Annotated in this window: 21 protein-coding genes; 10 read left to right on the plus strand and 11 right to left on the minus strand. The window is 58.4% G+C overall.

Translation table 11 applies throughout. The annotated features are described in order from the left end of the window. From A3709_RS12665 to A3709_RS12695, 6 genes are all read right to left on the minus strand, one after another. Positions 1-2,760 (minus strand): retention module-containing protein (locus A3709_RS12665; RefSeq protein ID WP_156507753.1); only part of this gene is annotated, 2,760 nt, incomplete at its 3' end. Positions 2,761-3,005: 245 nt separating this feature from the next. Then, positions 3,006-3,635, minus strand: a complete 630-nt coding sequence (locus A3709_RS12670; protein WP_066055021.1) for a response regulator transcription factor — start codon at positions 3,633-3,635, stop codon at positions 3,006-3,008. After that, the gene (locus tag A3709_RS12675) at positions 3,635-5,041 is read right to left on the minus strand and encodes an HlyD family type I secretion periplasmic adaptor subunit (RefSeq protein ID WP_066055024.1); all 1,407 of its coding nucleotides are present in this window, start codon (positions 5,039-5,041) and stop codon (positions 3,635-3,637) included. Before A3709_RS12675 ends, A3709_RS12670 begins: the two co-directional genes overlap by 1 nt. Next, positions 5,038-7,161 (minus strand): type I secretion system permease/ATPase, encoded by a 2,124-nt coding sequence (locus A3709_RS12680; protein WP_066055027.1) that lies wholly within the window; start codon positions 7,159-7,161, stop codon positions 5,038-5,040. The genes A3709_RS12675 and A3709_RS12680 overlap by 4 nt, the downstream gene beginning before the upstream one ends. Before the next feature lie 538 nt (positions 7,162-7,699). Beyond that, on the minus strand, positions 7,700-8,722 hold the full coding sequence (locus A3709_RS12690) for a COX15/CtaA family protein (protein ID WP_066055033.1): 1,023 nt from the start codon (positions 8,720-8,722) through the stop codon (positions 7,700-7,702). A 48-nt stretch (positions 8,723-8,770) separates the two neighbouring features. Next, complete coding sequence (locus tag A3709_RS12695) at positions 8,771-9,676, minus strand: LysR family transcriptional regulator (RefSeq protein WP_066055036.1); 906 nt, start codon at positions 9,674-9,676, stop codon at positions 8,771-8,773. A 127-nt stretch (positions 9,677-9,803) separates the two neighbouring features. Here A3709_RS12695 and A3709_RS12700 point away from each other — a divergent pair, with 127 nt between their 5' ends. The 5 genes from A3709_RS12700 to A3709_RS12720 all read left to right on the plus strand — a co-directional run bounded on the left by A3709_RS12700 (position 9,804) and on the right by A3709_RS12720 (position 15,568). Beyond that, on the plus strand, positions 9,804-10,505 hold the full coding sequence (locus A3709_RS12700) for a CoA transferase subunit A (RefSeq protein ID WP_066055039.1): 702 nt from the start codon (positions 9,804-9,806) through the stop codon (positions 10,503-10,505). A gap of 11 nt (positions 10,506-10,516) precedes the next feature. Further along, on the plus strand, positions 10,517-11,173 hold the full coding sequence (locus A3709_RS12705; RefSeq protein ID WP_066055041.1) for a CoA transferase subunit B: 657 nt from the start codon (positions 10,517-10,519) through the stop codon (positions 11,171-11,173). 33 nt (positions 11,174-11,206) lie between these two features. Next, complete coding sequence (locus A3709_RS12710) at positions 11,207-12,394, plus strand: acetyl-CoA C-acyltransferase family protein (RefSeq protein ID WP_066055044.1); 1,188 nt, start codon at positions 11,207-11,209, stop codon at positions 12,392-12,394. An 85-nt stretch (positions 12,395-12,479) separates the two neighbouring features. Continuing rightward, positions 12,480-14,357, plus strand: a complete 1,878-nt coding sequence (locus A3709_RS12715; RefSeq protein WP_066055047.1) for an ATP-binding cassette domain-containing protein — start codon at positions 12,480-12,482, stop codon at positions 14,355-14,357. A gap of 14 nt (positions 14,358-14,371) precedes the next feature. Beyond that, complete coding sequence (locus A3709_RS12720) at positions 14,372-15,568, plus strand: serine hydrolase (protein WP_066055051.1); 1,197 nt, start codon at positions 14,372-14,374, stop codon at positions 15,566-15,568. Between the two features lie 5 nt (positions 15,569-15,573). Here A3709_RS12720 and A3709_RS12725 read toward each other — a convergent pair whose 3' ends face one another. The 3 genes from A3709_RS12725 to pepD are packed head-to-tail and all read right to left on the minus strand — an operon-like array spanning position 15,574 to position 18,868. Further along, positions 15,574-16,179 carry a cadmium resistance transporter gene (locus A3709_RS12725; RefSeq protein WP_066055054.1) on the minus strand — a complete coding sequence of 202 codons (606 nt, stop codon included), beginning with the start codon at positions 16,177-16,179 and terminating at the stop codon, positions 15,574-15,576. Between the two features lie 45 nt (positions 16,180-16,224). Then, positions 16,225-17,412: an amino acid aminotransferase gene (locus A3709_RS12730; RefSeq protein WP_066055057.1), complete on the minus strand. Its 1,188-nt coding sequence runs from the start codon at positions 17,410-17,412 to the stop codon at positions 16,225-16,227. A 16-nt stretch (positions 17,413-17,428) separates the two neighbouring features. Next, a complete protein-coding gene (pepD, locus tag A3709_RS12735) occupies positions 17,429-18,868 on the minus strand; it encodes a beta-Ala-His dipeptidase (protein WP_066055060.1) in 1,440 nt (479 codons plus the stop codon). 158 nt (positions 18,869-19,026) lie between these two features. Between pepD and A3709_RS12740 the strand changes: the two genes are divergently transcribed. Then, positions 19,027-19,212, plus strand: a complete 186-nt coding sequence (locus A3709_RS12740) for a hypothetical protein (RefSeq protein WP_066055063.1) — start codon at positions 19,027-19,029, stop codon at positions 19,210-19,212. Positions 19,213-19,313: 101 nt separating this feature from the next. Here A3709_RS12740 and A3709_RS12745 read toward each other — a convergent pair whose 3' ends face one another. Beyond that, positions 19,314-20,138, minus strand: a complete 825-nt coding sequence (locus A3709_RS12745; protein WP_066055067.1) for a triacylglycerol lipase — start codon at positions 20,136-20,138, stop codon at positions 19,314-19,316. A gap of 151 nt (positions 20,139-20,289) precedes the next feature. Between A3709_RS12745 and cmoA the strand changes: the two genes are divergently transcribed. Next, positions 20,290-21,030: a carboxy-S-adenosyl-L-methionine synthase CmoA gene (gene cmoA, locus A3709_RS12750; protein WP_066055070.1), complete on the plus strand. Its 741-nt coding sequence runs from the start codon at positions 20,290-20,292 to the stop codon at positions 21,028-21,030. Beyond that, on the plus strand, positions 21,027-22,016 hold the full coding sequence (gene cmoB / locus A3709_RS12755) for a tRNA 5-methoxyuridine(34)/uridine 5-oxyacetic acid(34) synthase CmoB (RefSeq protein WP_066055073.1): 990 nt from the start codon (positions 21,027-21,029) through the stop codon (positions 22,014-22,016). Before cmoA ends, cmoB begins: the two co-directional genes overlap by 4 nt. A 1-nt stretch (position 22,017) precedes the next feature. On the opposite strand, the gene A3709_RS12760 is transcribed toward cmoB, so the two are convergent. Continuing rightward, positions 22,018-23,595, minus strand: coding sequence for a peptide chain release factor 3 (locus A3709_RS12760; RefSeq protein WP_066055076.1), 1,578 nt, complete (start codon positions 23,593-23,595; stop codon positions 22,018-22,020). Positions 23,596-23,744: 149 nt separating this feature from the next. Between A3709_RS12760 and A3709_RS12765 the strand changes: the two genes are divergently transcribed. Then, a complete protein-coding gene (locus tag A3709_RS12765; protein WP_156507754.1) occupies positions 23,745-24,074 on the plus strand; it encodes a hypothetical protein in 330 nt (109 codons plus the stop codon). A gap of 152 nt (positions 24,075-24,226) precedes the next feature. Further along, positions 24,227-24,562, plus strand: coding sequence for a hypothetical protein (locus tag A3709_RS12770; RefSeq protein WP_066055082.1), 336 nt, complete (start codon positions 24,227-24,229; stop codon positions 24,560-24,562). Positions 24,563-24,568 lie beyond the last annotated feature (6 nt).

Raw genomic sequence — 24,568 nt, forward strand, 5'->3', positions numbered from 1 at the left:
GAAACTGTCCGGACCTGCGTAACCTTCGTTCGGGGTGTACTCAAAGGTCTCGCCCACTACCACCACAGTACCGTTGGTCGCGTCGTCACCCAGTGTGACGCTAACCGGCTGATCTGCACCTTCAATATCGTTGTCCAGCACATCAGCGAAACTAATGACCTCTGTGCTGTCTTCTTCAACGTCGAAGGCGCCATCGTCCACCGCTTGCGGACCATCGTCACGTACATCGATTTCCAGCGTGGCATCGTCAGTATCACCATCGCTGTCAGTTACGCGCACAGCGAAGCTCTCTGGCAGCGTATCTTTCTCCTCGACCATGGCGTCGTCGGTATGCTCATCGGTTGCACCGTTGAGCGTATACGTCCAGGTGTAGTCGTCGCCGTTCTGGGCTACAACCAATTCACCGTATTCACCCTGCACCACGCCACCGGCAGTTACATCGATGTAGTTGCCGTCCTTGTCCTGCACTTCCAACTTGTCGGTAGTATCAGTGCCAGTGTGGGTGATATTGAAGTCACCGGAAGTGGCTTCATCGGGGCTGCCCGGGTTGCTGCCATCAGCCAGTGCTGATTCAGCCACCCAATCGCGCTCACCCGCGTAGACAACCGAGACTGTTGGCTCAGAATCTGTGTCTACGACAAGCAAAACGGTCGCCTCAGACGTATCACCGTCAGCGTCAGTAAGGATATAGGTAAAGCTATCGGCCCCTTCGAACCCTGGGTTGGGTGTGTACTCGAAGGTATCGCCGACCACGATCACAACACCATTGGCAGCGTTGCTACCAAGACTAACACTGACTGGCTGGTCCGCGCCTTCAGTGTCGTTTGCAAGCAGCGAAGCGAAGCTGATGCTTTCTGTTGTATCTTCTTCTACGGCGTAGGCACCATCATCAACAGCCTGTGGTACATCATCAATAATGTTGATTGTGACCAGGCCAATATCGCTCCCGCCATTGCCGTCCAACACCGTGTACTGGAATTGCTCTGCGCCAATAGCAGTAACCGGACCGTCATCCGCATCAGGATTGGTATCGAACCTGCTATTAAGCGTGTAGACATAGGTGCCATCGGCATTGATTTCCAAAGTGCCATAAGTACCTACCTGCACACCGGGCACAAAGCTGAGCGGATCGCCGTCGGGGTCAGTGGCATCCAGCTGTCCCGAAACCGTGTCAGCATTGCTGCCTGGATTACTACCACTCGCCAATGCTGCTTCGTCGACAGCAACCTGTTCCGTCTCTGCCGTGGGCGGCTCGTTTGGTGGCGGGGGCGGAGGCGGAGGTGAATCATTATCACGAATAGTAACCCGACCCTGCGGATCTTCGATCTCTGCGTTAGTGGGGTTGCTCAGATCAATGAACATATTCTCGGAGGCTTCATCCTCCGCGTCATCGAGGGTTACCACATTGATGACAAGCTCGGTGTCACCAGGCGCGAAGGTCAATGTGCCGGATGTACCCAGATAGTCGCCATTCACCTCAATTGCAGTACCGTCGGCACTGACAAAGTCCACGGTGACTTCTTCCTCGATAGCACGGGACAGGCTCACAACCAGCTGGGCGGTGTCGCCCTCAACAACTATGTCATCGCCAATCGTAATGGTGGGATCTTCATAAACATCAATGATCTCCACAACGCCTTCGCCATCGGCAATGGTGGCATTCACCGGGTCGCTGAGGTTGACATTGAAGAACTCAGAGCCTTCGCGGATGTTGTCCTCGTTGGTGGACACCAGAATCACCAGCTCGGTCACACCGGGCGCGAAAGTAATGGTGGCTGTCTCGGGGTCGTAGTCGCCGCCGATGACTGTCGCGGTGTCGTCTTCGGTTTCGAAGGCCACGGAAATCGGTTCATCCCAGGGCTTGTCGATGGACACGACCACCTGGGCGGTACCACCTTCGATCACCACGTCATCGCCAATGCTGATTTCCGGCAGTGTCTCCACCACCGGGGGTTCAACCACCGGGGGTTCAACCACGGGGGGCTCAACAGGGGGCGGCGGAGGCGGATCCGCGGGAGGATTCACCTCAACAGTGACCACCGCGGTATCACCCTGGGTGCCATCGGGATTGGTCGCAGTATAGGTAAAGGTGTCTGTGCCGCTAAATCCTTCGTTGGGAATATAGGTCACTGTGTCGTCGTCATTGAGAATCGCAACACCGTTCTCTGGCTGGGAGATAGAGATAACGTCCTCACCCTCAGCGAAGATATCGTTGTTTTCTACCGAGATGACGACCGGCACACCGGCATCGGTGGCGGCCTCATCATCAATCGCATCGACGGGTGTGCTGTCCTGCTCAGCGCCGGCCTCGGCTTCGTTGCCGGTGGTACCGCCAATGCCATCAAATTCCGACGTGGACTCGGCGATACGGCCGAGTCGGATAAAGCTGTGACCTTCGCCACTGGGGCCAGACAGGCTGCTGGGGCCTGCGGCAGTTGCCTCGAGCACTTCGCCGAGGTCTTCGCCACTTTCCAGAGCGGCCAGCACGGCCTCTATCGTCTCGTCCTGAAAAGCGCTCTCGTCGGGGCCGGGGGCCGTCTCAGCCACCAGGTCGGGGCTCAGCATCATCTCCGGTGCATCGACACCCATCAGCGAGCCATCGGTGAGAGTCAGCTCCACCATGACTCCATCCGGGGTCACTACGGTTTCTCCTTCGAACAACGCATCGCCTACCGACAATTCGCGTAATTCACCCTCGGCGCTCCTTACATAGGCCTTGCCCGTTAAGCCGGCCACTACCGCAATTTGAGCCTCATCCATGATCGTACTACTCCGTGAATCGAATGTATTAGCGCGCCCGACCGACGCATCTCCATGCCGCCTAGCGTAAACCCGTGCCGCCAAGCGTAAATTGTACTTTTGTACATGTTAGCCCCGGACTCGAATCAAAATGTGAACCAGTTCACATAGTTACTCCCTCCAGCTCCATGTGCCGGGCCTTCCCTACAGCCAGCGGATATCGCTAAGCACCTGATTTATATAATTTTTAAGCGCCCAATTTATCACTAGTTAATACTGGTATAGGTGGGGATATTATTCATTGCTAAAGCCAGCTGAACACGGTCCCGGACTTCCATTTTTTCGAAAATAGCGGACAAATGTGCCTTCACCGTCCGCTCGGTGATATTGAGCGTCTGGGCGATCTCCCGATTACTGGCCCCACGGGCAACCTGCTCCGCCACCATGAGTTCCCGGGAGGTCAATTCATTCAGCTCCGGCTCGCGCGGCGCCGTACCAGGCACAACGCGCAGTGACAGTGCCAGGAAGCGCTGCATCAGCGCCGGTGGCATCCAGAAGCCGCCGTGCTCCACCACTAGCGCTATCTCGCGCAGTTGCTCGGGCGCCGCGCCGAAATGGCAGTAACCTACTGCCCCCAGACTGAGAAATTCAAAGGCCTCAGACTCTCCAGGGGCAGCAGACATCACCACCACCGGCCAGCCAAACTCCACCGCGGCCTGTACTTGCCCCTTGCGGGCCTCGGGTGCCGTCATTGCCAGGTCCAGCCAGATCACGCCCCGGGCGCAGGTGGTGGACGCGCCGATATCCGCAGTGCTGGCGGCGCGCTTGGCGAGGGGAAAGGCCTGTCGCCAGCGCTGCCGAATCTCGCCCGCCGATGTCACAAATAAATGCTCCATCATCGCTCCGTCATGGCGTATTGGCGGGCGCGCAGCACCGGCTTCATCATGTAAGCCAGAATCGTTTTCTTACCTGTGAGAATATCGGCTTCCACTGTCATACCCGGGATGATGGGTTTGTCTTCGGCGATACCGGCTTCATGAGTGCGCACCAGAATCTCGTAGAAGGGATTCCCCTCTTCATCCATGACCGTATCCGCACCAATGTGCTCGACCACGCCGTCCAACCCACCATAGACCACAAAATCATAGGCCGTGAACTTCACCAGTGCGGGCTGCCCGGGCACCAGGAAGGCGATATCCTTGGGGCGGATACGCACTTCCAGCAGCAGCGTATCGTCGGCGGGCACCACCTCTATGATCTCCTTACCCGCAAGCACCACACCGCCAATAGTGTGATAGTGCAGCTGTTTAACCGTACCGTTCACCGGCGAGCGCACTTCGGTTTGTTTTACCCGATCCGACAACCCCAGCCCTGCTTCGCGCAACGCATTCATGCGGGTAATCGTATCCGCGAGCTGCTCGCGAACCTCGTTCATAAACTCAAGTTCAACTTCCGCGACCTTGCTCTCGGCCTCCTGAATCGCAGACCGGATGCGGTTGATCTGGGCAGCGGCCTGTTTGCGCTCGCCACTGAGCTGATTCACCTCGCGCTCTAGGCGCAGGATTTCCACCTCAGACACCGCTCCGGAAACCACCATGGGACGAGTGAGGTTAAGCTCTCGCTCGGTAAGCTGAAGTGAACGGGCCGCCTGGCGTTCACGAGCGGTGACTTCCACCAGTTCCTCACGACGCTGGGACAATTGCTCGCCCGCCATACCTTTCTCCAGCCCCAGTTCGGCGCGACTGGAGTCATACAACGCCTGCTCCTGGGCGACGATGCGTGGCACCGCAGCGATCAGCGCAGGATCAGGCTGGAACTCGGTATCGTCGGCGACAGCACGCAACCGCCCAGCCTTCACGGCAAGCGCCTGATACTCGGCGCGGTTTTCCCGCAGAGACGATTGCGAGCGGGTCTGGTCGAGGCGCACCAGCAACTGGCCTTGCTCCACCGTATCGCCCTCGCGCACCAGAATTTCTGTGACCACGCCGCCGTCCTGGGACTGAATGACCTGGACCTGGCGCGAGGGAATCACTTTCCCCTGCCCGCGGGTAACCTCGTCGATCTCGGCAATCGACGCCCAGACAACCAGCGCGACAACAATCACTGCCACCACATACAGCAACGCGCGCGCCCGCAGTGGCTGCTGCTCGACATAGGCACGGTGTGCATCCTGCTCCCAACCTGCCGGGGCAGCCGCATCCTCCATCCAAGGCGCGAACAACTTGTCGACCAGACTCCGCCCTATACCTCGACGCGGAGCCTCCGCTTCCTGAGCGACGTTATTTTCCCGTTGCTCAGTCATTGGGCCTTCCCTATCTTGCCCTGCTTCAAGGCCTGCACCACATTATCTCGCGGCCCGTCTGCCACCAGCTTGCCGTTATCAATCACGATAATGCGATCCACCATTTCCAGCAGTGAATTGCGGTGGGTCACCACAAGCCAGGTCCGGCCTTCCACAAACTCCGCCAGCTTGCGCTTCACGGCCATTTCGGTGGAGTGATCCATGGAGCCTGTAGGTTCGTCCATTAACAGAATCGGCGATTCATTAATGACACCGCGCGCCAGTGCCACCGACTTGCGCTGCCCACCTGACAGTGAGTCACCGCGCTCACCGATCTGCATATCAAAACCCTGCGGATGTCGATTCACAAAATCGGCCAAGTTGGCGATCTCCACTGCGCGTACTATGGCGGCATCGGAGGCTTGCGGATTGGCCACCGTCAGGTTGTCCCGCAAACTGCCATAGAAAAGGGTCACGTCCTGCGGCACATAGCCCACCCGTGAACGCAGCTCGGTCGGATCCAGCTGACGCAGGTCAATGCCGTCAATCATGATGGCGCCTTCGGTGGGCTGGTACAGCCCCATGGCAAGCTTCTGCAGCGTCGATTTACCGGAGCCTACCCGGCCCAGAATTGCCACGCGCTCCCCGGGGCTGATCTTGAACGACACGTTGCTGAGCGAATCCAGCTCTGCACCGGGATAGGCAAACGACACATTCTTGAATTCGATTTCGCCGTGAAACATTTCCCGGGACAGGAACTGCGCTCCCGGCGGACGCTCCACCGGCTGGTCCATCACCTCGTCCAGCGTTTTCAGGGCAATCTCGGCATTGTGGTATTGGGTAATCAGGCCCGCGGTCTGGCCAAAGGGCGCCATGATTCGTCCCGACAGCATCGTACAGGCAATCAGCCCGCCCATGCTCAGCTCACCGGCGGTAATGAGATAAACCCCGGTGACAATTACAAACATCGTCACCATCTGCTGCGCCCACTGGCTGACATTCATGGTCGAGGAGGACAACAGACGCAACTGCACGGCCACGTGCGCCAGGAACGAGGTGGTTTCCTCCCAGCGCCGCTGCATGCGGGATTCGGCGCCCATGGCCTTAATCGTATCCAGGCCGACCAGCGACTCGATCAAGGTTGAATTACGCATGGCGCCGGCGCGATACGTCGTCTCGGCGAGTTCTTTGAGTTTGCCCTGCACCGACAGCGCAAAACCCAGTACCAACACCAGGCCAATCACAATGGGGATTAACACCGGCCAGGCAATCCAGGCGATAACGCCAATAAAAATCAGCGCAAAGGGTATGTCGATAATCGTGGTTACCGAGGCGGAGGTGATAAAATCGCGCAGGGTCTCGAACGAGCGCAGATTTACGGCATAGGACCCCACGGACACCGGGCGGTGCTCGAGCCGTATCCCCAACACTTTCTCCATAATCGTTGCCGACAATGTGATATCGACACGCCGACTGGCGAGATCGAGAAAGTAGCCGCGCATGGTACGCAACACAATATCGGCAATCATCACGATGACCACCCCCGCCGCCAGCATCCACAGGGTCTCAACAGCGTGGTTAGGCACGACCCTGTCATAGACATTCATCGTAAACAGCGGCAGCGCCAGGGCGAACATGTTGATAAAAAAGGCGGCCAACAATACATCGCGGTAAACAGGCATGTTGGCGCGCATGGCGTCCCAGAACCAGTGGCCGCGCTCAGAAGTCCCTGTGCGTGGCGCACGCTGATCAAACTTGAACCGCGGACGACACACAATCAACGTGCTGGTCGCCGAGGCAAGTAGCTCTTCCCGCGGTACGTCGACCACGGCCTCGTTCAACTCGGGATAGATAACGCGCGCGAAGGCACCGTCGTTTTTCCAGCCCATGAGCAGGCAGGCGCGTTCGTTTTTAAGCAGCAATACTGCTGGCAACAGGGCCGGCTCAATATCTTCCGGGGAGCGGTGCACCAGACGACTGGCAAGCCCTACCCTACTGGCTGCTCTCTCAAAGAGGCCAGGGCTCAATTTGCCTGCGTCTGCCGGCAGGCCGCCCATCACGGCTTCCGCCGTCGAGGCGTTGCCATGGTAGCGGCACAGCGCCAACAAGCACTGCAACAGCGGGTCGTCCACGTGGTTCATTCCTTGATATCCACTCTGATACAGCCGGCCTACGCGATTTTTTTATTGGCCGTATGGGGGCCTTGCGTATAACCGACTGAAACTAAACACGTTATCCAGCCGAAAAAGCATAGGCCAGAAGAAGGGTTCTAACTATGGACTGAAAGCGCTGTAATTCACATTTCGCCCGATTACAGGCAGTTTTCTGTACATTTTTTAGGCTGATCGCCACTTAAAGTGTGACGCGCATCACACTTTTCCGGCGATTTGTCCGAAATGCGCGCTCAGGGCAGGTCTATACTGAGCCCGCAAAAAAAAACGAAAATGGGGCTATCTGACATGGGTGACAAGGCAGTTTTTGAAGCCAGGGACCTGTCCGCACCGTTTAGCGGCAGCGATGGGCAGGAACGGAAATGCGTAGGCGAGGAACGCCGGCATCAAACAAGACGCTCGGGTGAAGATCGCAGGGACTCAGTGCGGTTTGGTGCGAATGCCAAATCCGAGCGCCGCCAAAATGTCGGCCGGCACGAAGACGATAATAGCCTGCAGTTCTGGTAGGTCAGCCCCGCTGCCTGAGCAAAACATGGCTGGTATATAGACTGGTCGTGAGCAACAACACCGCGCCGCCCTGATGCAGGGCGGCCAACCAAACCGGCACATGAAGTAGCAGAGTACTAATTCCCAGAACCACCTGAAACCACAATGCAGCGACCATCAATCCGGCGGCCATGCCTGCGCCGCTCGCCAGCGCGCGCCAGGCATACACATGTACCAGGCCAAACAACACATAGGCAAACATGCGGTGGTTGAACTGCACGGTGGTGATATCTTCAAACGCCGATACCCACCAGGGATCCAGCGAGTAAAGCAACGGTGGAATGAAGGATGTACCCATCAAGGGCCAGGTGTTGTAGGCAAAACCGGCGCGAATACCCGCCACCAGCCCACCGGATAAGATCATCAGGAACACCAGCACAGGTATCGCCCGCGCCCATGCCGCTGCCGCAGGCGCCGCGACCCTTTTACCCTGAAACGACAGGTCAAAGGCCACCCAAAGCATGTAGGAATATATAATCACGGCAAGCCCAAGATGCGATGTCAGGCGGTACTGGCTCACCCTGGGGTTATCCACCAGACCACTCTTCACCATGTACCAACCGAGCAGGCCCTGCAAACCACCAAGCACAAACAGTATCCAGAGTTTGGGCATAACGCCCTGACGCACTCGCCCTTTAATGGCGAAAAACAGCATGGGGATGAAAAACAAAACCCCAATCAAACGCCCCAGCACCCGGTGCAGGTATTCGTACATAAAAATAAACTTGAAGCCGTCCAGATCCATGCCGCGATTCACCTTCTGGTACTCGGGAAACTGCTTATACTTGTCAAAGGTTGCCTGCCACTCGGCCTCACTCAGCGGCGGAATCACACCCATTAGCGGTTTCCACTCTACCATCGACAGCCCGGAGTTGGTGAGCCGTGTCACCCCCCCTAGCAGAATCATGCCAAAAATAACGGCAGCACAAAGTAGCAGCCAGGCAGCTACCTGGCGGTCGTATTGGGTTTGCTGGGATAACAACATAACTAGGGTCATTTTTGTTCGAGGTAGCATGATACCCCATGCAAGGGGCTAACGGGGGGACTCAGGTGCCCCACATTGAACCAGGATGTCGAACATTGCCTGGGCAGCCACCGACAGCGGGTAGCGCCGTCGGGTAATGACGCCCACTTCACGAGTCACCGCGGGTGCGCCGACCGGCCTGACCTCGGCGCCCATCTCCAGCATCTGGGATTCACTCAGCGAGGGCACCACACTCACACCCAGGTTTTCGGTAACCATACGTCCCACACTGACTAACTGATGGGCCTCAAAAGCGGGGTTAAGCACAATGCCTTTGTCTCGCAGCATGCCATCGATCAACAGCCGAACACTTGAGGGGCGCTGCAGGGTGATATAGCTGTGATCCTGCAGGTCGCGCCAACGTAGGCCGCGCTCCAGCGCCAGCAAAGGGTGATCGCGGGGCAACACGGCAACCAGCCGATCGGTGAACAACGGGTGAAACTCCAGGTCAGAGGCCTCGCCGGGATCGAAGGTCACCCCAAGCTCCGCCCTGCCTTCTCGCACCATATCCACCACCTGCTCAGCCACGACGTCATGCACCGTCACATTGATATCGGGGTAGTCGCCATGAAAGCGTTTCAACAACCCTGGCAGCAGGCTGGAAGTGAAGGTAGGCATCGCGGCCACATCCAGCTTGCCACGTCGCAATGCAAACAGATTGTGTACATCATCCAGCGCCTGATCCCAGTCAGACAGCAACCGCCGGGCTACCGGATAAAAAGCCTCGCCCTCCGGTGTCAGCGTGACTGAACGCGTCGAGCGTGCGAACAGGCGGCCGCCTACCGCATCCTCCAGCTTGCGAATGGCGATGCTCAGGGCGGGCTGCGATAAGTGCACCAGCTCACAGGCCTCGGCAAAGCTCTGGCAGCGCGCTACCGCCACAAAAGCCTGCATCTGCTTAACGGTTACATTCATTTGCAATACTTATTAATTGTTCATTATTTTCTATTTGTTAAAAATAGCGCTGTGCTGCAGTCTTGGCAATCCCGACCTGGCGGCAACGCCCGGTCCCTCTACTGGCGGGCAATATCAGGAGAACAGCATGTCCGGTTTCGACAAAGTGGTAGGCAGCTATGAAGAAGCGATGGCGGGCCTCGAAGACAATATGACGGTCATCGCCGGTGGTTTCGGCCTGTGCGGCATCCCGGAAAACCTGATCAAAGAAATCAAGCGCAAGGGCACCAAGGGCCTGACCGTGGTCTCCAACAACGCCGGCGTCGACGGCAAAGGCCTGGGCATCCTGCTGGAAGACCGCCAGATTCGGAAAATGGTGTCGTCATACGTGGGCGAGAATGCGCTTTTCGAGCAGCAGATGATGAGCGGTGAACTGGAGGTGGAACTCACACCCCAGGGCACGCTGGCGGAAAAAATGCGCGCCGGTGGCGCCGGTATTCCCGCGTTCTTTACCGCCACCGGTTACGGCACCCCCGTGGGTGAAGGCAAAGAAGTGCGCGAGTTCGATGGCCGTCACTATATTCTGGAGGAGTCCATCGTTGGCGATTTCTCCATTGGCAAAGCCTGGAAGGCCGACCGCTACGGCAATCTGGTGTTTCGCAAAACCGCTCGCAACTTCAACCCCGGCGCCATTACCGCCGGCAAGATAGCCGTCGTTGAAGTCGAGGAAATTGTCGAGCCCGGGGAACTGGACCCCGACGAGATCCACCTGCCGGGCATTTACGTCAATCGCCTGATCAAGGGCAACTTTGAGAAAACCATTGAACAGCGCACTGTGCGCAGCGCCTGAGGAGAGACGACATGGCACTCACGAGAGAACAACTGGCCCAGCGTGTATCCCAGGAATTTCAAGATGGCTTTTATGTCAATCTGGGTATTGGCATTCCCACGCTTGCGGCGAACTATATCCCCGATGACATGGATGTCATGCTTCAGTCAGAGAATGGCCTGCTGGGTATGGGCCCCTTCCCCACCGAGGACGAGGTCGACGCCGACCTGATCAACGCAGGCAAACAAACCGTGACCATGGCCACCGGTGCAGCCCTGTTCGATTCCGCCGAATCCTTCGCCATGATTCGCGGCGGCCACGTTGACCTGACCGTACTCGGCGCATTTGAGGTAGATGTGCATGGCAATATCGCCTCCTACATGATTCCCGGCAAACTGATTAAAGGCATGGGTGGCGCCATGGATCTGGTGGCCGGCGCCGACAACATCATCGTGGTCATGACCCACGCTTCCAAGCACGGCGATTCCAAACTGCTCAAGGAATGCACCCTGCCGCTGACCGGCAAGGGCTGTATCAAGCGCGTGCTGACCGACCTCGCCCTACTGGACATTGAGGACGGGAAATTTATACTCCGCGAGCGCGCTCCCGGTGTGAGCGTCGAGGACATCGCCGCCCTCACAGAAGGGGAACTGGTAATCCCCGACAACGTGCCCGAAATGCAGCTGTAACAGCGCACCCACCGCAACACACAGGATAGATTCATGAGTAATAGAGAAGTAGTAGTACTGAGCGGCGTGCGCAGCGCCATTGCCGACTTCGGCGGCAGCCTTAAAGACGTGGCCCCTACCGAAGTTGCCGGCCAGGTTGTCGCGGAGGCGGTCAAGCGCTCCGGCCTCGAGCCCACTGACATCGGTCATGTAGTGATTGGCAATGTGACCCACTCCGACCGTCGCGATATGTACATGAGTCGCACCGCGGCCCTAAAAGGCGGCCTACCTATTGAAACCCCTGCCCTCACCGTTAACCGTCTGTGCGGTTCGGGCCTGCAGTCAGTCATTTCCGCCGCCCAGATGATTCTGCTGGGCGACTGTGACGCTGCCGTCGCCGGCGGTGCCGAATCCATGAGCCGCGTCCCTTACTGGCTGCCCAATGCGCGCTTTGGTGCACGTATGGGCGACGGTCAGATGGTCGACGCCATGATGGGCGCACTTACCTGCCCCATGGGTGACACCCACATGGGCATTACCGCCGAAAATCTGGCCGACAAGTACAGCGTCAGCCGCGAAGAGCAGGACGAACTGGCTGCAGAGAGCCACCGTCGCGCCCAGCAGGCCCAGGAAGAAGGCCGTTTCGACAGCCAGATCCTGCCGATTGAAATCAAAACCCGCAAAGGCACCGTGGTGTTCGACAAAGACGAACACGTGCGCAATGACGCCAAGGTCGAAGACATGGCCAAGCTCCGTCCGGCCTTCAAAAACGACGGTTCCGTCACTGCCGGCAACGCCTCCGGCCTCAACGACGGCGCAGCCGCCGTGGTACTGATGGAGCGCAGCGAAGCCGAAGCCAAGGGCCTCAAGCCCATGGCAAAAATGGTGGGCTACGCGGTAGCGGCGGTCGACCCTGCGATTATGGGTATTGGCCCGGCACCTGCGGTTCGCCAGCTGATGGAAAAAACCGGCGTTGCTATCGAAGACGTGGACATCTGGGAGTGCAACGAAGCCTTTGCCGCCCAGGCCCTGTCTGTGGTGAAGGAACTGGATCTGGACCCCGCCAAGGTGAACCCCAATGGCTCTGGTATCAGCCTGGGTCACCCCATTGGCGCCACTGGTTCCATGCTGACCGTCAAAGCGGTTTACGAACTGGAGCGCACCGGCGCCCGCTACGCCGTGGTCACCATGTGCATTGGCGGCGGCCAGGGCATTGCCGCCCTGTTCGAGCGCTGCGAGTAACACCCTTCCCGCAGGGGGCACATGCCCCCTGCAATTCTCCCCCCGAGTAACGTAGAATTCGCGTCCTCTCAACGCGGATTCGAGCATGCCCCTACTCACGCTTTCCAATGCCAGCCTGCACTATGGCACCCATGTTCTGCTGGACGACGTCGAGCTGTCGATCGACAGCGGCGACAAGCTCGGCCTGCTCGGGCGCAACGGCGCCGGCAAAACCACACTGCTGAAAGTTCTGGCGGGCGAGCAACCGCTGGACAGCGGCGAACGCTGGCTGCGCCCCGGCACCAACATGGCGCGCCTACACCAGGAACTCCCCGCCGCCGACGACCTCACTGTCTACGACGTGGTCGCGGCAGGACTCGCTGAAGTCGGCGAACTCATTGCCCGCTATCACCACCTGGTGCTGGAAGGCGATATGGATGCCCTTGCTCAGGTGCAAACCGAACTGGAGGCGAAGGACGGCTGGAGCCTGCAGCAGAAAGTCGAAACCACGATCAGCCAGTTACAGCTGCCCGCGGACGCCACCATGGGCGACCTCTCCGGCGGCTGGCGGCGGCGTGTGGCGCTGGGGCAGGCACTGGTGAGTGAGCCTGATATCTTGCTGCTGGATGAGCCCACCAACCACCTGGACATTCCCGCCATTGCCTGGCTGGAAGAGCAGCTGCGCAACTACCGCGGCTGCCTGATCCTCATCACCCACGATCGTCGCTTCCTGCAGAATGTGGTGAACTGCATCGCCGAACTGGACCGGGGCCACCTGAGCCTGTGGCGCGGCGATTACCGCGGTTTCCTCAAGCACCGCGAACAGGAGCTGGCAGCCGAGGAGCGCGCCAACGAACTGTTCGATAAGAAACTCGCCCAGGAAGAAGCCTGGATCCGCCAGGGCATCAAGGCCCGCCGCACCCGCAACGAAGGTCGCGTGCGCGCCCTGAAAGCCATGCGCAATGAAAGGGCCCAGCGCCGCGAGCGCCAGGGCAGCGCCGGCTTCTCGGTGGAAGATGCCAGCCGCTCCGGCAAGATCGTGGCGGAGCTGCAACATGTCAGCCAGGCCTACGGCAACAAGACCCTGTTGCGCGACTTCAGCACTATTGTGCAGCGCGGGGACCGCATCGGCATTGTCGGCCCCAACGGCGCCGGTAAATCGACGCTGGTAAAAATTCTGCTGGGTGAACTCACGCCCGACAGCGGCACCGTCAAGCTGGGCACCAAACTGGAAATTGCCTACTCGGATCAGCTGCGCGGCCACCTCGACCCCGAGAAGGACCTGATCGACAACGTGTGTGGCGGCCGCGATTTCATCGAAATCGATGGTAAGCGCAAACACGCCATTTCCTATCTGGGCGAGTTCCTGTTTTCACCTGACCGGGTGCGCACGCCAGTAAAAGCGCTGTCAGGGGGCGAACAGAACCGCGCTGTACTCGCTCGCCTGTTCAGCAAACCCGCCAACCTGCTGGTGCTCGACGAACCCACCAACGACCTCGACATCGAGACCCTGGAACTGCTGGAAGAAATTCTGTTAAGTTTTGAAGGCACTGTGTTGCTGGTCAGCCACGACCGCGAATTCATGGACAATGTCGTGACCAGCCTGTTCGTACTCGAAGGCGATGGCGTCGTCAACGAACAAGCCGGCGGCTACAGCGACTGGGAAGCTCGCGGCGGCAAGCTTCTGGAGCTCGGCCAGGCAAAAGAAAAATCCGCCGCGCCAGCGGCTAAGCCCGCGGCTGAACCTGAGAAACCGGCCGCAGCGAAGCGGAAGCTCTCCTACAAGGAGCAACGCGAGCTGGACGCCCTGCCCGCCCTGATCGATGAACTGGAGACCCGCCAGGCGACGCTCGAGGCGCAGACCTCAGCGGCGGACTTCTATCAACAGGACCATGTCGAGGTGCAGAAAGTGCTAGACGCAATGACCGAAGTACAAGAACGATTAGACCAGGCCATGGAGCGCTGGGCCGAACTGGAAGACTGAGGAGCGAAACACATATGCTGAAGTGGCTTGTAGGAATCGTTGTTGCACTCGTGATCGCGGTAACGGTTGCGCTGTTTAACACAGACAAACACGTTCGCCATCTCGTCACGCACCTGCCCACCGACCGGGACGTGTTGTTCTGGAGTATTGAGCAGCGCGACGGGGCGTTCCGCACCATGGACTGGTTTCCCTTCCTCGCTGGCGCCAATGTCATTGCTGCCGGTGACGACGTCAAAGCTCTGCCGGAAGGACGCCCGCTAGAGCTGGATGTAGACATCGATCAGTACATGCAGGACCAGCGCAGCGCAGCCATTGTCATTATTCATGACGGCCAGGTGCGCTTTGAAAAATACGGGCTGGACTTCACGGCCGAGGGTCGCTGGACCAGCTTCTCGGTGGCCAAGTCCTTTACCTCTACGCTGGTAGGCGCGGCGATTGCCGACGGTCATATCAAGAGTATCGACGACATGGTGTCTGACTACATCCCGGACCTGCGCGGCTCGGTATACGACGATGTCTCAATCGAGCAACTGCTGACCATGACCTCCGGTGTGCAATGGAACGAAGACTACGAAGACCCCGACAGCGATGTGGCCCGGTTCAATAATCACCAGCCGGCGCCTGGCGTGGACGCTACTGTCAGTTACATGCGCAACCTGTCACGGGAAGCGCCAGCAGGCAGCAAGTGGGTGTATAAGACGGGAGAGACCAACCTGATCGGTGTACTCGTGAGCTCCGCTACGGGCAAAACCCTGTCGGATTATCTATCGGAGAAAATCTGGCAACCCTATGGCATGCAACAGGACGCGACCTGGCTGCTCGGGCTTACCGGCCACGAGATCAGCGGCTGTTGCATACAAGCAGCGACTCGCGACTATGCCCGCTTTGGTATGTTCATGCTCGACAGCGGCAAAGTGAATGGCAACGCTGTGCTGCCTGAAGGCTGGATCGAGAAGGCCACCGTCACCTCAGTCGACACCTACTACTCAAGCAAGGGCTATGGCTACCAGTGGTGGACCTACAGCGACGGCAGCTACGCCGCTCAGGGTATTTTTGGCCAGGGTATTTTTATCGACCCGCAGCGTAAGCTGGTAGTGGCGTCGAACAGTAACTGGCCACGGGCATCGCACCATCCGACCGTGGGCCAGCAGCGGGACGCGTTCTATCTCGCGGTGCAGGCCGCGATTGATTCAGAAAACGCTGCGGAATAGCAGCGTTAGCGCAACAGGGTGTCGGTGGCCGTATCCAGCAGGATATAAACACCGACCCCAATCAAAATCCAGGGCACAATTTTCGCCCCCCACTTATCAACCACCTCGGCCAGCGCGCGCTGGGTGCCAATTTTGAGAGCCAGCCCCGCCCAAAGAATGCCACACGCCAGGTAAGACACGATAAGCACCAGTTCGCCGGCGATACTGGTATCGGCAAGTAATGGTATCAGCACCAGTAAGCTATCGCTGCTGTTGGCCAGCATCAGCGTCAGGGTCGCCAGCACGGGGCCGGCAGTGGTTGCCGGGAGGCTATTGGTCACACCATTCGCTGCGTCCTTGCGAGCCAGGTGGAGCATGCGCAGGCCCAGCGCAATCGGCACCAGCCCAAAGTAGCCAACCAACCCCGCATCGAGCACACGGCCAATGGCCAGGCCCAACAGCGACATCAGAATCACCAGTATCACCGCGGCGAGATACGCGAGCACAATACGTTTGCGCTGTGCAGGGTAGGCACCCTGCAACAGCACGAGAAGCAGCAGGTTGTCGGTATTGGTGGCCACAAAGCTACTCACCGCCAGACCGATCAGGCTAAGCTCGTTGACGGAGATCATAGGCGGGACAAAACAGCCCCGCGCGAACGGGGCTGGATGAGCGCTTTATAGCACCGCCGCGACAGCACTGGCGAAGTGGTCGATGTTCTTCGCGTTAACGCCCGCAATATTGATACGCGAGGAATTGAGCATGTAAACCGAGTGCTCCTCGCGCAGGCGAATGGCCTGCTCTGCGCTGAGTCCCAGGAAGGAGAACATGCCTTTCTCGTTTTCAATGAAGGCGAAATCGCGCTGGATCGCCGCTTCAAGCTTGTCGCGAATAGCTTTACGCAGATCGTTGATCCGGCCGCACATGGCGACCAGTTCGCTGCGCCACAAGGCGTCGAGCTTCTGGTCAACGAGAATACGTCCGGCAATAAGGGCGCCATGCGAAGGCGGCATGGAGTAGACGCGCCGCGCCGCCACCAGTGCCTGGCTGACCAGGGCCTCGGCGCTTTCCGGTGTTTTGGCGATAAAGATCGTGGCTCCGGTGCGCTCACGATACAGCCCCATGTTCTTGGAGCAGGACGCGGCCACAATCATCTCGGGCACACGCTCCGCCAAAAGGCGCAAGCCGGCAGCATCCTGGTCGAGGCCATCGCCCAGCCCCTGATAGGCTATGTCAACATAAGGCAGGAAGCCCTGCGCTTCGGCCATGTCGGCAATGACGCCCCACTGCTCCAGCGTAAGGTCGGCGCCACAGGGGTTGTGACAACAGCCATGCAGCAATACCACATCGCCCGCCGCTGCCTGTTGCAAGTCTTCAACCATCGCGTCGAAATTCACACCGTGGGTGGCGGGATCGTAGTAACGGTAGTTCGCAAACTCCAACCCCACACTACCGAGCAGCGGGATGTGCACCGGCCAGGTAGGGTCGCTCACCCATACTTTGGCACTCGGGTTGGCGGCATACACCAGTTCAGCGCCGATGCGCAGCGCACCACAACCACCAGGGGCCTGGACACTGGAGACCCGACCACCGGCCAGGGCTGGATGCCCTGCACCCAATAGCAAACGCTGCATACCCGCATTGAAATCTTCACTGCCGGCAGGCGGCATATACGCCTTGGTCACTTCCTCCTGGGCGAGCAGCTCCTGGGCCTTGGTCACGGCTTCAAAGACCGGACACAATCCGTGCTCATCCTTGTAGACCCCAACAGTCAGGTCCACTTTATTGGGATGACTGTCCTCTCGGGCCGCAGCGGCGAGGCCGAGAATGGGATCGGGTGGAAGACGTTCCAGTTTATCCAGCATGGTTGGTTCCTTTCATTCAAATATCAGCCAGCAGGGCTTTCAAGTACTGCCAGAAAGGCGTCACGGTAGCAATGTCGAGACGCTCGCTGGGCGAGTGGGCACCACGAATGGTGGGACCGAAGGACAGAATGTCGACATCGGGTTTCTTACCCTTAAGAATACCGCACTCCAGCCCGGCGTGTATCGCTTTCACTTCAGGTGTGACATCAAACAGCTTCTCATGCAGGGCAATACCCCGAGCCAGCAGAGGTGATTCGAAATCTGGTTGCCAGCCGGGATAACCGACATCGGGAGTGACCTCCAGATCAAAGGCGCGAGCCAGTGCCAGCACCGCTTGCTGCAAGGGCACTGACTGCTCTTCGTTAAAGAAACGGTAACTCGATTCCAGGAAGAGCTCACCGTCACCCAGGCGCAGAATGGCCAGATTGATACTGAGATCGACCAGGTCCGCGGGCTGAGTCAGGCTGTAGGACTGCGCGCCGTGAGGCCAGGCGCTGACCAGGTCAAGCAGCTGCAAGGTGTCCACCTCATCCAGGGCACTGTCGATGGCAGCCGGCGCCAGCGTCGCCTCAATGCCATGATCAACCGCCGGCAAATAGCTGTTCCAGCGCGCCACACAGGTTTGCAGGCGCTCTTGCAGCAATGCTTCCTGCCCGGGCGGGCAGACAAAGCTGATATTGCCTTCGCGCGGAATCACATTGTGGGCCACGCCAATATCAATCATCGCCAGACGCAAGCCGGGCACTTCGCGCAGATACTCCGCGGCGAGTTTAATGGCATTGCCCAACTGCTCGTGAATCTGCACACCAGAGTGGCCACCGGCCAGGCCGCGCAATGTGAGGGCCCAGCCCTCGCCATTGGCGACGGCATCGTTCGAGAAGCTGCGCGCAAACTGCCAACCGCCACCACCGGCACAGCCGATGTAGAGTTCGTTCCAGTCTTCCGTATCCAGATTCAGCATCACGGTACCGCTTAGCAGCGAGGCATCCAGGTTCAGTGCGCCGCCCAGACCGGTCTCTTCATCCACGGTGAACAGCAGCTCCAGGGGTGGATGCTCCACCGACGGATCGGTCATGACCGCCAGCGCCGCCGCGGCCCCCAGGCCATTGTCGGCACCGAGCGTGGTGCGATCCGCACTCAACCAACCTTCCTCTACCTGCAGCGTGAGAGGGTCAGTGTCAAAATCGTGCGCCTTGTCGGAGGTCTTCACTGTGACCATATCCAGGTGGTTCTGAATAATTACCGTGGGCCGATCTTCACGGCCCGGGCTGGCGGCTACGGACACCACTACATTGCCTTCGGCATCCATCTTCCAGCTGTGGCCACCCTGCTCTGCCTGATCAAGCACATACTGCCGTACAGCCTGTTCTTTCCTGGAGGGACGGGGAGTCTGGGTGAACTGATAAAAATGCTCCCACACATGCGCGGGTTCGGCAGGGTAATTTTCTGGTTTCATGGATCCAATCTGGCGATTTGTCAGGGCCGGAGATTATAGCCCTGCCGGGCTTTTTTCACACAATTTCCCGGTAATTTTTACGCCACTGCAGGGGAGCCGCTGGCATACACTGGAGTCGTAGAAAGGCCATAGAACAGCTTTCGATTTAAGAGTGAACAATGAAAAGAATTGATGACGGCAAAGTGAGCCTGGTGGAATTTATGGCGGCGATTAAATTTGCCCGTCCGCGCCAGGCGTTCAAGCGCGATGAACATACAACCCAGTTCGCCGGGTTTACTCCCCGCGCTCGCGCCCACGGCCAGCTTAACCTCGAAGAGTCACACCTGATCCGCAGCGCCAACTAGGCGGAGAATCACTCACGAAACGCGCGGCAGCCCTGCCGCGCCTTAAAGCACCCTCCAGTAAGCGCTGTCAACATTACAACTACTGCCCCGTCCAATACTGACTAAACAGCGCGCACCAGCGGCGCCCAGCGCGCGTCGCCACAGGATCGCCAGCGGCGATCCTTGATCACCATATGATTGGCAATCACGGCAAACACCACCGGATTAAAGGGAAAACCGACGTGACTTGCGGCCACCGCCAGATTTGTCACAAAGCGGGGATCCGCCTCGCAGCGCGCAATACCTGTGCCGACAACGCCATCCGTTTCGCTAAACAGCGCCAGCACCGGCACTTCCAGTTCACCGCAATAGGTAGAGTCGACCCAGGCCCTGAGTGATTCCTCGGCAACATGGCCCTCGGTGCCATTGAGGCGGCTCATGATCTTATAAATAGCGGTGCCGCGCGGGTCACCATAGGGCGTTCCCAGCGTAATCACCTGACGTATCCACTGCGGATAACGGTGGGCCAGCGCCACGGCATACAAGCCGCCCAGGCTCCATCCCACGAGCGTTAACTTGCGGCCGCTGGCCCGATACTCGCGACCAATACGGCGGGCAATTTCCGCTTCAGTGACAGCACGGTGTTCCATGAACTCCTCGAGCGTATCGGCACTGGCCTCAGAGGCATTTCGCCCCAGGCCCCATGACACCGCGCGGTAGCCACGGCCTTTTAGAAAGCGCCGCAACATAGCTGTCGAGCCGTCCGCCCCCATAAAACCGGGAATTGTCATGACCGTATGGCCATCGCCTTTGGGCAACGAACGCATGAGCGGCGCCATGCACAAACTGGTGCTGGCCTCGAGAAATACCCGTCCCAATTCACTGACGGTGTGACGGAGCTTGGGTGGGGAGAGATCGACCGGGTCTTGGAGTGCGTTCAAAGGCATGCGTAAGGTCCTGCGAGCTATTGTTTTTTATTGATGCAATTGTGGCTTCTTAAGGTTCGCGAGGATAGGCCATGCCACCCGCACCGGTTTAAATAACTATGCTAGAATCGCGGCCTTTCAAACGGGCCCCCAGGGGCCGCGCAGGAGCACCGTGACCGACACCAGGGACAACATTTACGCCGCAGCAGACCCGCTCAAGGAGGCAGGTCTGTTTCGCTTTGACGACAATGTCGCCAAGGTCTTCCCGGACATGATCAAACGCTCTGTCCCGGGCTACACCACCATCGTGGCCATGACGGGCCTGCTCGCCCAACGGTACGCCGCAGAGGGCTCACGGCTCTACGATCTGGGCTGCTCACTGGGCGCTTCCACACTCGCCATGCGCCAGAACCTGCAGGTTGCCGACTGCCGTCTCGTCGGGGTGGACAACTCCGCCGCCATGCTCGAGCGCTGCCGCAGCATTATCGACACGGACACTCACGACACGCCGGTTGATCTGGTGTGCGCGAAGCTGCAGGACATTGCCATTGAGGAAGCCTCCGTGGTGGTACTGAACTTCACCTTACAGTTTATTCCCGTGGCCGAGCGCGACGCCGTTATCGAGCGCATTTTCGAGGGCCTGCGCCCCGGCGGCGTCATGGTACTGTCGGAGAAAGTTACGTTTGAAGACCCGCATCTGGATGAACTGAATATCGAGCTGCATCACGAGTTCAAGCGCGCCAATGGTTACAGCGATATGGAGATCGCCGGCAAACGGGCGGCGCTGGAGAATGTACTGCTGCCTGAGACCCTGGCGCGGCACAAGCAACGTATCGCTGACGCAGGCTTCAGCTCATGCGATGTGTGGTTCCAGTGTTTTAACTTCGCTTCTCTGGTTGCTCTCAAAGCATGAACTATCAGCCGCTGATTGAGCGCTGGCAGGGCACGGAGATGAATGCCTGGGCAGAGCGCCTGCCTGAACAATTAGCAAAAGGTCTTTCTCATCAACGCTACGGCGACCTGGCTCGCTGGCTGGAAGCACTCGCGGCATTGCCAAACCTTGAGGTCGGGGAGCGGACGCTAAACACGTCGCGAGTGGGGGCGGCAGGAACTGAAACGCTCTCTGTAGAGGCCCACGACCAACTACGACAAACGCTGATGGGCCTGCACCCCTGGCGCAAGGGCCCCTTTGAACTGTTCGACGTGCACATTGACACCGAGTGGCGCTCGGACTGGAAATGGGAGCGCCTGGCAGAAAGCATCGCGCCGCTGACAGGGCGCCGTGTCCTCGATGTGGGCTGCGGTAGCGGCTATCACTGCTGGCGGATGGCGGGTGCGGGCGCGCGCGAGGTGATTGGCATCGATCCGACGCCGCTGTTCATTGTGCAGTTCTGGGCCCTGCAGAAATATCTGCTGCAGGATCACGTTTGGGTAGTTCCGGCGGGCATCGAAGATGTGCCCGCGGCACTCAAGGCCTTTGACACCGTCTTCTCCATGGGTGTGCTTTATCACCGGCGCTCCCCCATGGACCACCTGATGGAACTGCGTGATTGTCTGCGTCCCGGCGGCGAGCTGGTGCTGGAAACCCTGGTCATCGAGGGCGAAGCAGGAGAAGTGCTGGTACCTGAGGGGCGTTACGCACGCATGGGCAATGTGTGGTTTCTACCCAGCTGTGCCACCCTCGAGGGCTGGCTGCGCAAAGTGGGTTTTGTCAACCCGCAGGTCATTGATGTGAGTAACACCAGTACCGATGAGCAGCGCAGTACCGACTGGATGACCTTCCACTCGCTGGCCAATTTCCTGGATCCGGAAGACCCCAGCAAATCGATCGAAGGCTACCCCGCTCCACGTCGCGCGGTCGTGACAGCCAATGCCCCCGGCAAATGGCAGCCGCTATAGGCTAGTGTTCGCGCGTCGCGCGGAAATCCAGATCAGGCCAACGCTCTTCCATGAGTGACAGATTCACCCGGGTCGGTGCTAGGTACGTGAGGTGGCCACCGCCGTCCACCGACAAGTGCTCGGCTGCCTTCTTTCGAAAGTCTTCCAGTTTGCGCGGATCATCGCAGCTAATCCAGCGAGCTGTGTAGACATTCACTGGCTCGTAAATGGCCTCAACCTTGTACTCGTCCTTGAGGCGGTAAGCCACCACATCGAACTGCAGCTGACCGACCGCGCCGACAATCAGGTCGGTTGAACTAATCGGTGCAAACACCTGGGTTGACCCCTCTTCGGAGAGCTGCTGCAAACCCTTCTGCAACTGCTTGGACTTCATCGGGTCCGCCAGGCGGATACGACGAAACAGCTCCGGTGCGAAATGCGGAATCCCGGTGAACTGCAAATCTTCACCCGCAGTGAAGGTGTCGCCGATCTGGATAGTGCCGTGATTGTGCAAGCCGATAATATCGCCGGATACCGCTTGCTCAACCAATACACGCTCGCCGGCCTTGAACGTAACAGCGTCGGCAATTTTGACATCCTTGCCAATCCGCACGTGACGCATTTTCATACCCTTGCTGTAGCGACCGGAACACACGCGCATGAACGCGATACGATCGCGATGCCTGGGATCCATATTCGCCTGGATTTTAAATACGAAGCCGGAGAATTTTTCCTCGGTGGCAGGCACATTGCGCGAGGTCGTTTCACGACCCAGCGGTTCTGGTGCCCACTCAACAAAGTCATTAAGCAGCTCGCGCACGCCGAAGTTCCCCAGGGCCGTACCGAAAAAGACCGGGCTTAATTTGCCCGCGAGAAATGCCTCAAGGTCGAACTCATGGCTGGCGCCGCGGACCAGTTCAATCTCTTCGACAAAGTCATCGTACTCATCTTCGAGCAGCGCCCGCGCCTCGTCACTATCCAGGCCCTTGATCTGCACGTCGTCGTGAAGCACGGCGCCCTGCCCCTGCTGAAAGCAATGAATCGTATCGGTATAAAGGTTGTAAACACCTTTGAAGAAGCTCCCCATACCGATGGGCCAGTTGATCGGCGCGCCCTGAATAGCAAGCACCTCTTCGATTTCATCGAGCAGCTCGATGGGATCGCGGATATCACGGTCCATCTTGTTCACAAAACTGAAGATCGGCGTGTCGCGAAGGCGGCACACGTTCATCAGCTTAATAGTGCGATCCTCCACACCCTTGGCGCCGTCAATCACCATGAGCGCTGAATCCACAGCGGTGAGGGTACGGTAAGTATCTTCCGAGAAATCCTCGTGTCCCGGCGTATCCAGCAGATTGACGGTGCGTTCGTTATACGGAAACTGCATTACCGAGGACGTCACTGAGATGCCCCGTTCCTGCTCCATGCTCATCCAGTCAGAGGTAGCGTGGGGCCCTTTCTTGCCTTTCACACTACCGGCCACCTGAATAGCACTGCCCCACAGCAGCAGCTTTTCGGTAATGGTGGTTTTACCGGCGTCCGGGTGCGAGATAATCGCGAAGGTACGACGGGCGGCGATGTCTTTGCCGAGATCTGACATGAGGGTATCCGGGGGAAAAGCGCGGATTTTAACCGAATTTGCTGCTTTAACCACTATCTGGCCGTGAATAGTCAACAAGTCGGACCAGCCGAATGGCACGCCGGGACGCTTTGTGGGATATTGACAGGCTATTCATCATGGAGGAGAAAATGAGGTATTCCCCCATTGTGCTGGCGTTGTTCGCTATCGCGAGCCAGGCGCAAGATGCACCAATAGACCGAAATTCGTACTGCAGTAATATCGCCAACTTCGCTGAGCGGGCCATGCAAAACCGCCAGGCAGGCCTACCCCCCGGAAGCCAGATCAATAATATTCGTTTGTACTTCACCACCGATGCCGAGCGCGAGGCCGCAAATGCACTGGTTGAATCCGCGTGGAAAAAGAAACAGGCGAGCACGCCGCGACGCCAGCAAATCCAGACCAATCGCTTCCGCGACAATGCTGAAGAATACTGCCTCAAGGGCAAAATCTTCCCCTGAGCGCACTCTGAGCCGCTCAAAAATCACCAAAAAGGGCGCAAAAAAGCCGCTATAGTTATTTTTTTGCCAACCTGGTCACGCTCTGGCTTTGGCAAGCACAGAGCGAATAGGCTAAATTTTAGGCAAATAACACATAACACGGAGGAAGTATCATGAAGACTTTCCCTGCATTATTCGTTGTTTGTTCCCTCGCCAGTGGCGCAGCCGCTGCTAGTGCAACTGATCGTGCCGGATACTGCGCAAGCATCTCCAGCTACGCTGAACAGGTCATGTTTATCCGCCAGATGGACAAGCCTATCGAAAGCCAGATGGAAAGCGTGCGCTACCAATTTGACACCGCCGCCGAACAGGCGTCCGCACAGGCCCTGGTGCAGCAAGCCTGGACCGTCGAACGCAGCAGCACATCGCGCGACCAGCAAAAACAAATCAGCCGCTTCGGCGAGAGTACCGAAGCAGCGTGTATTGCTGGGGAAATATTCCCGGCCTGAATCGCG

The organism is Halioglobus sp. HI00S01 (assembly GCF_001635445.1).
Classification (GTDB): Bacteria; Pseudomonadota; Gammaproteobacteria; order Pseudomonadales; family Halieaceae; genus Halioglobus; species Halioglobus japonicus.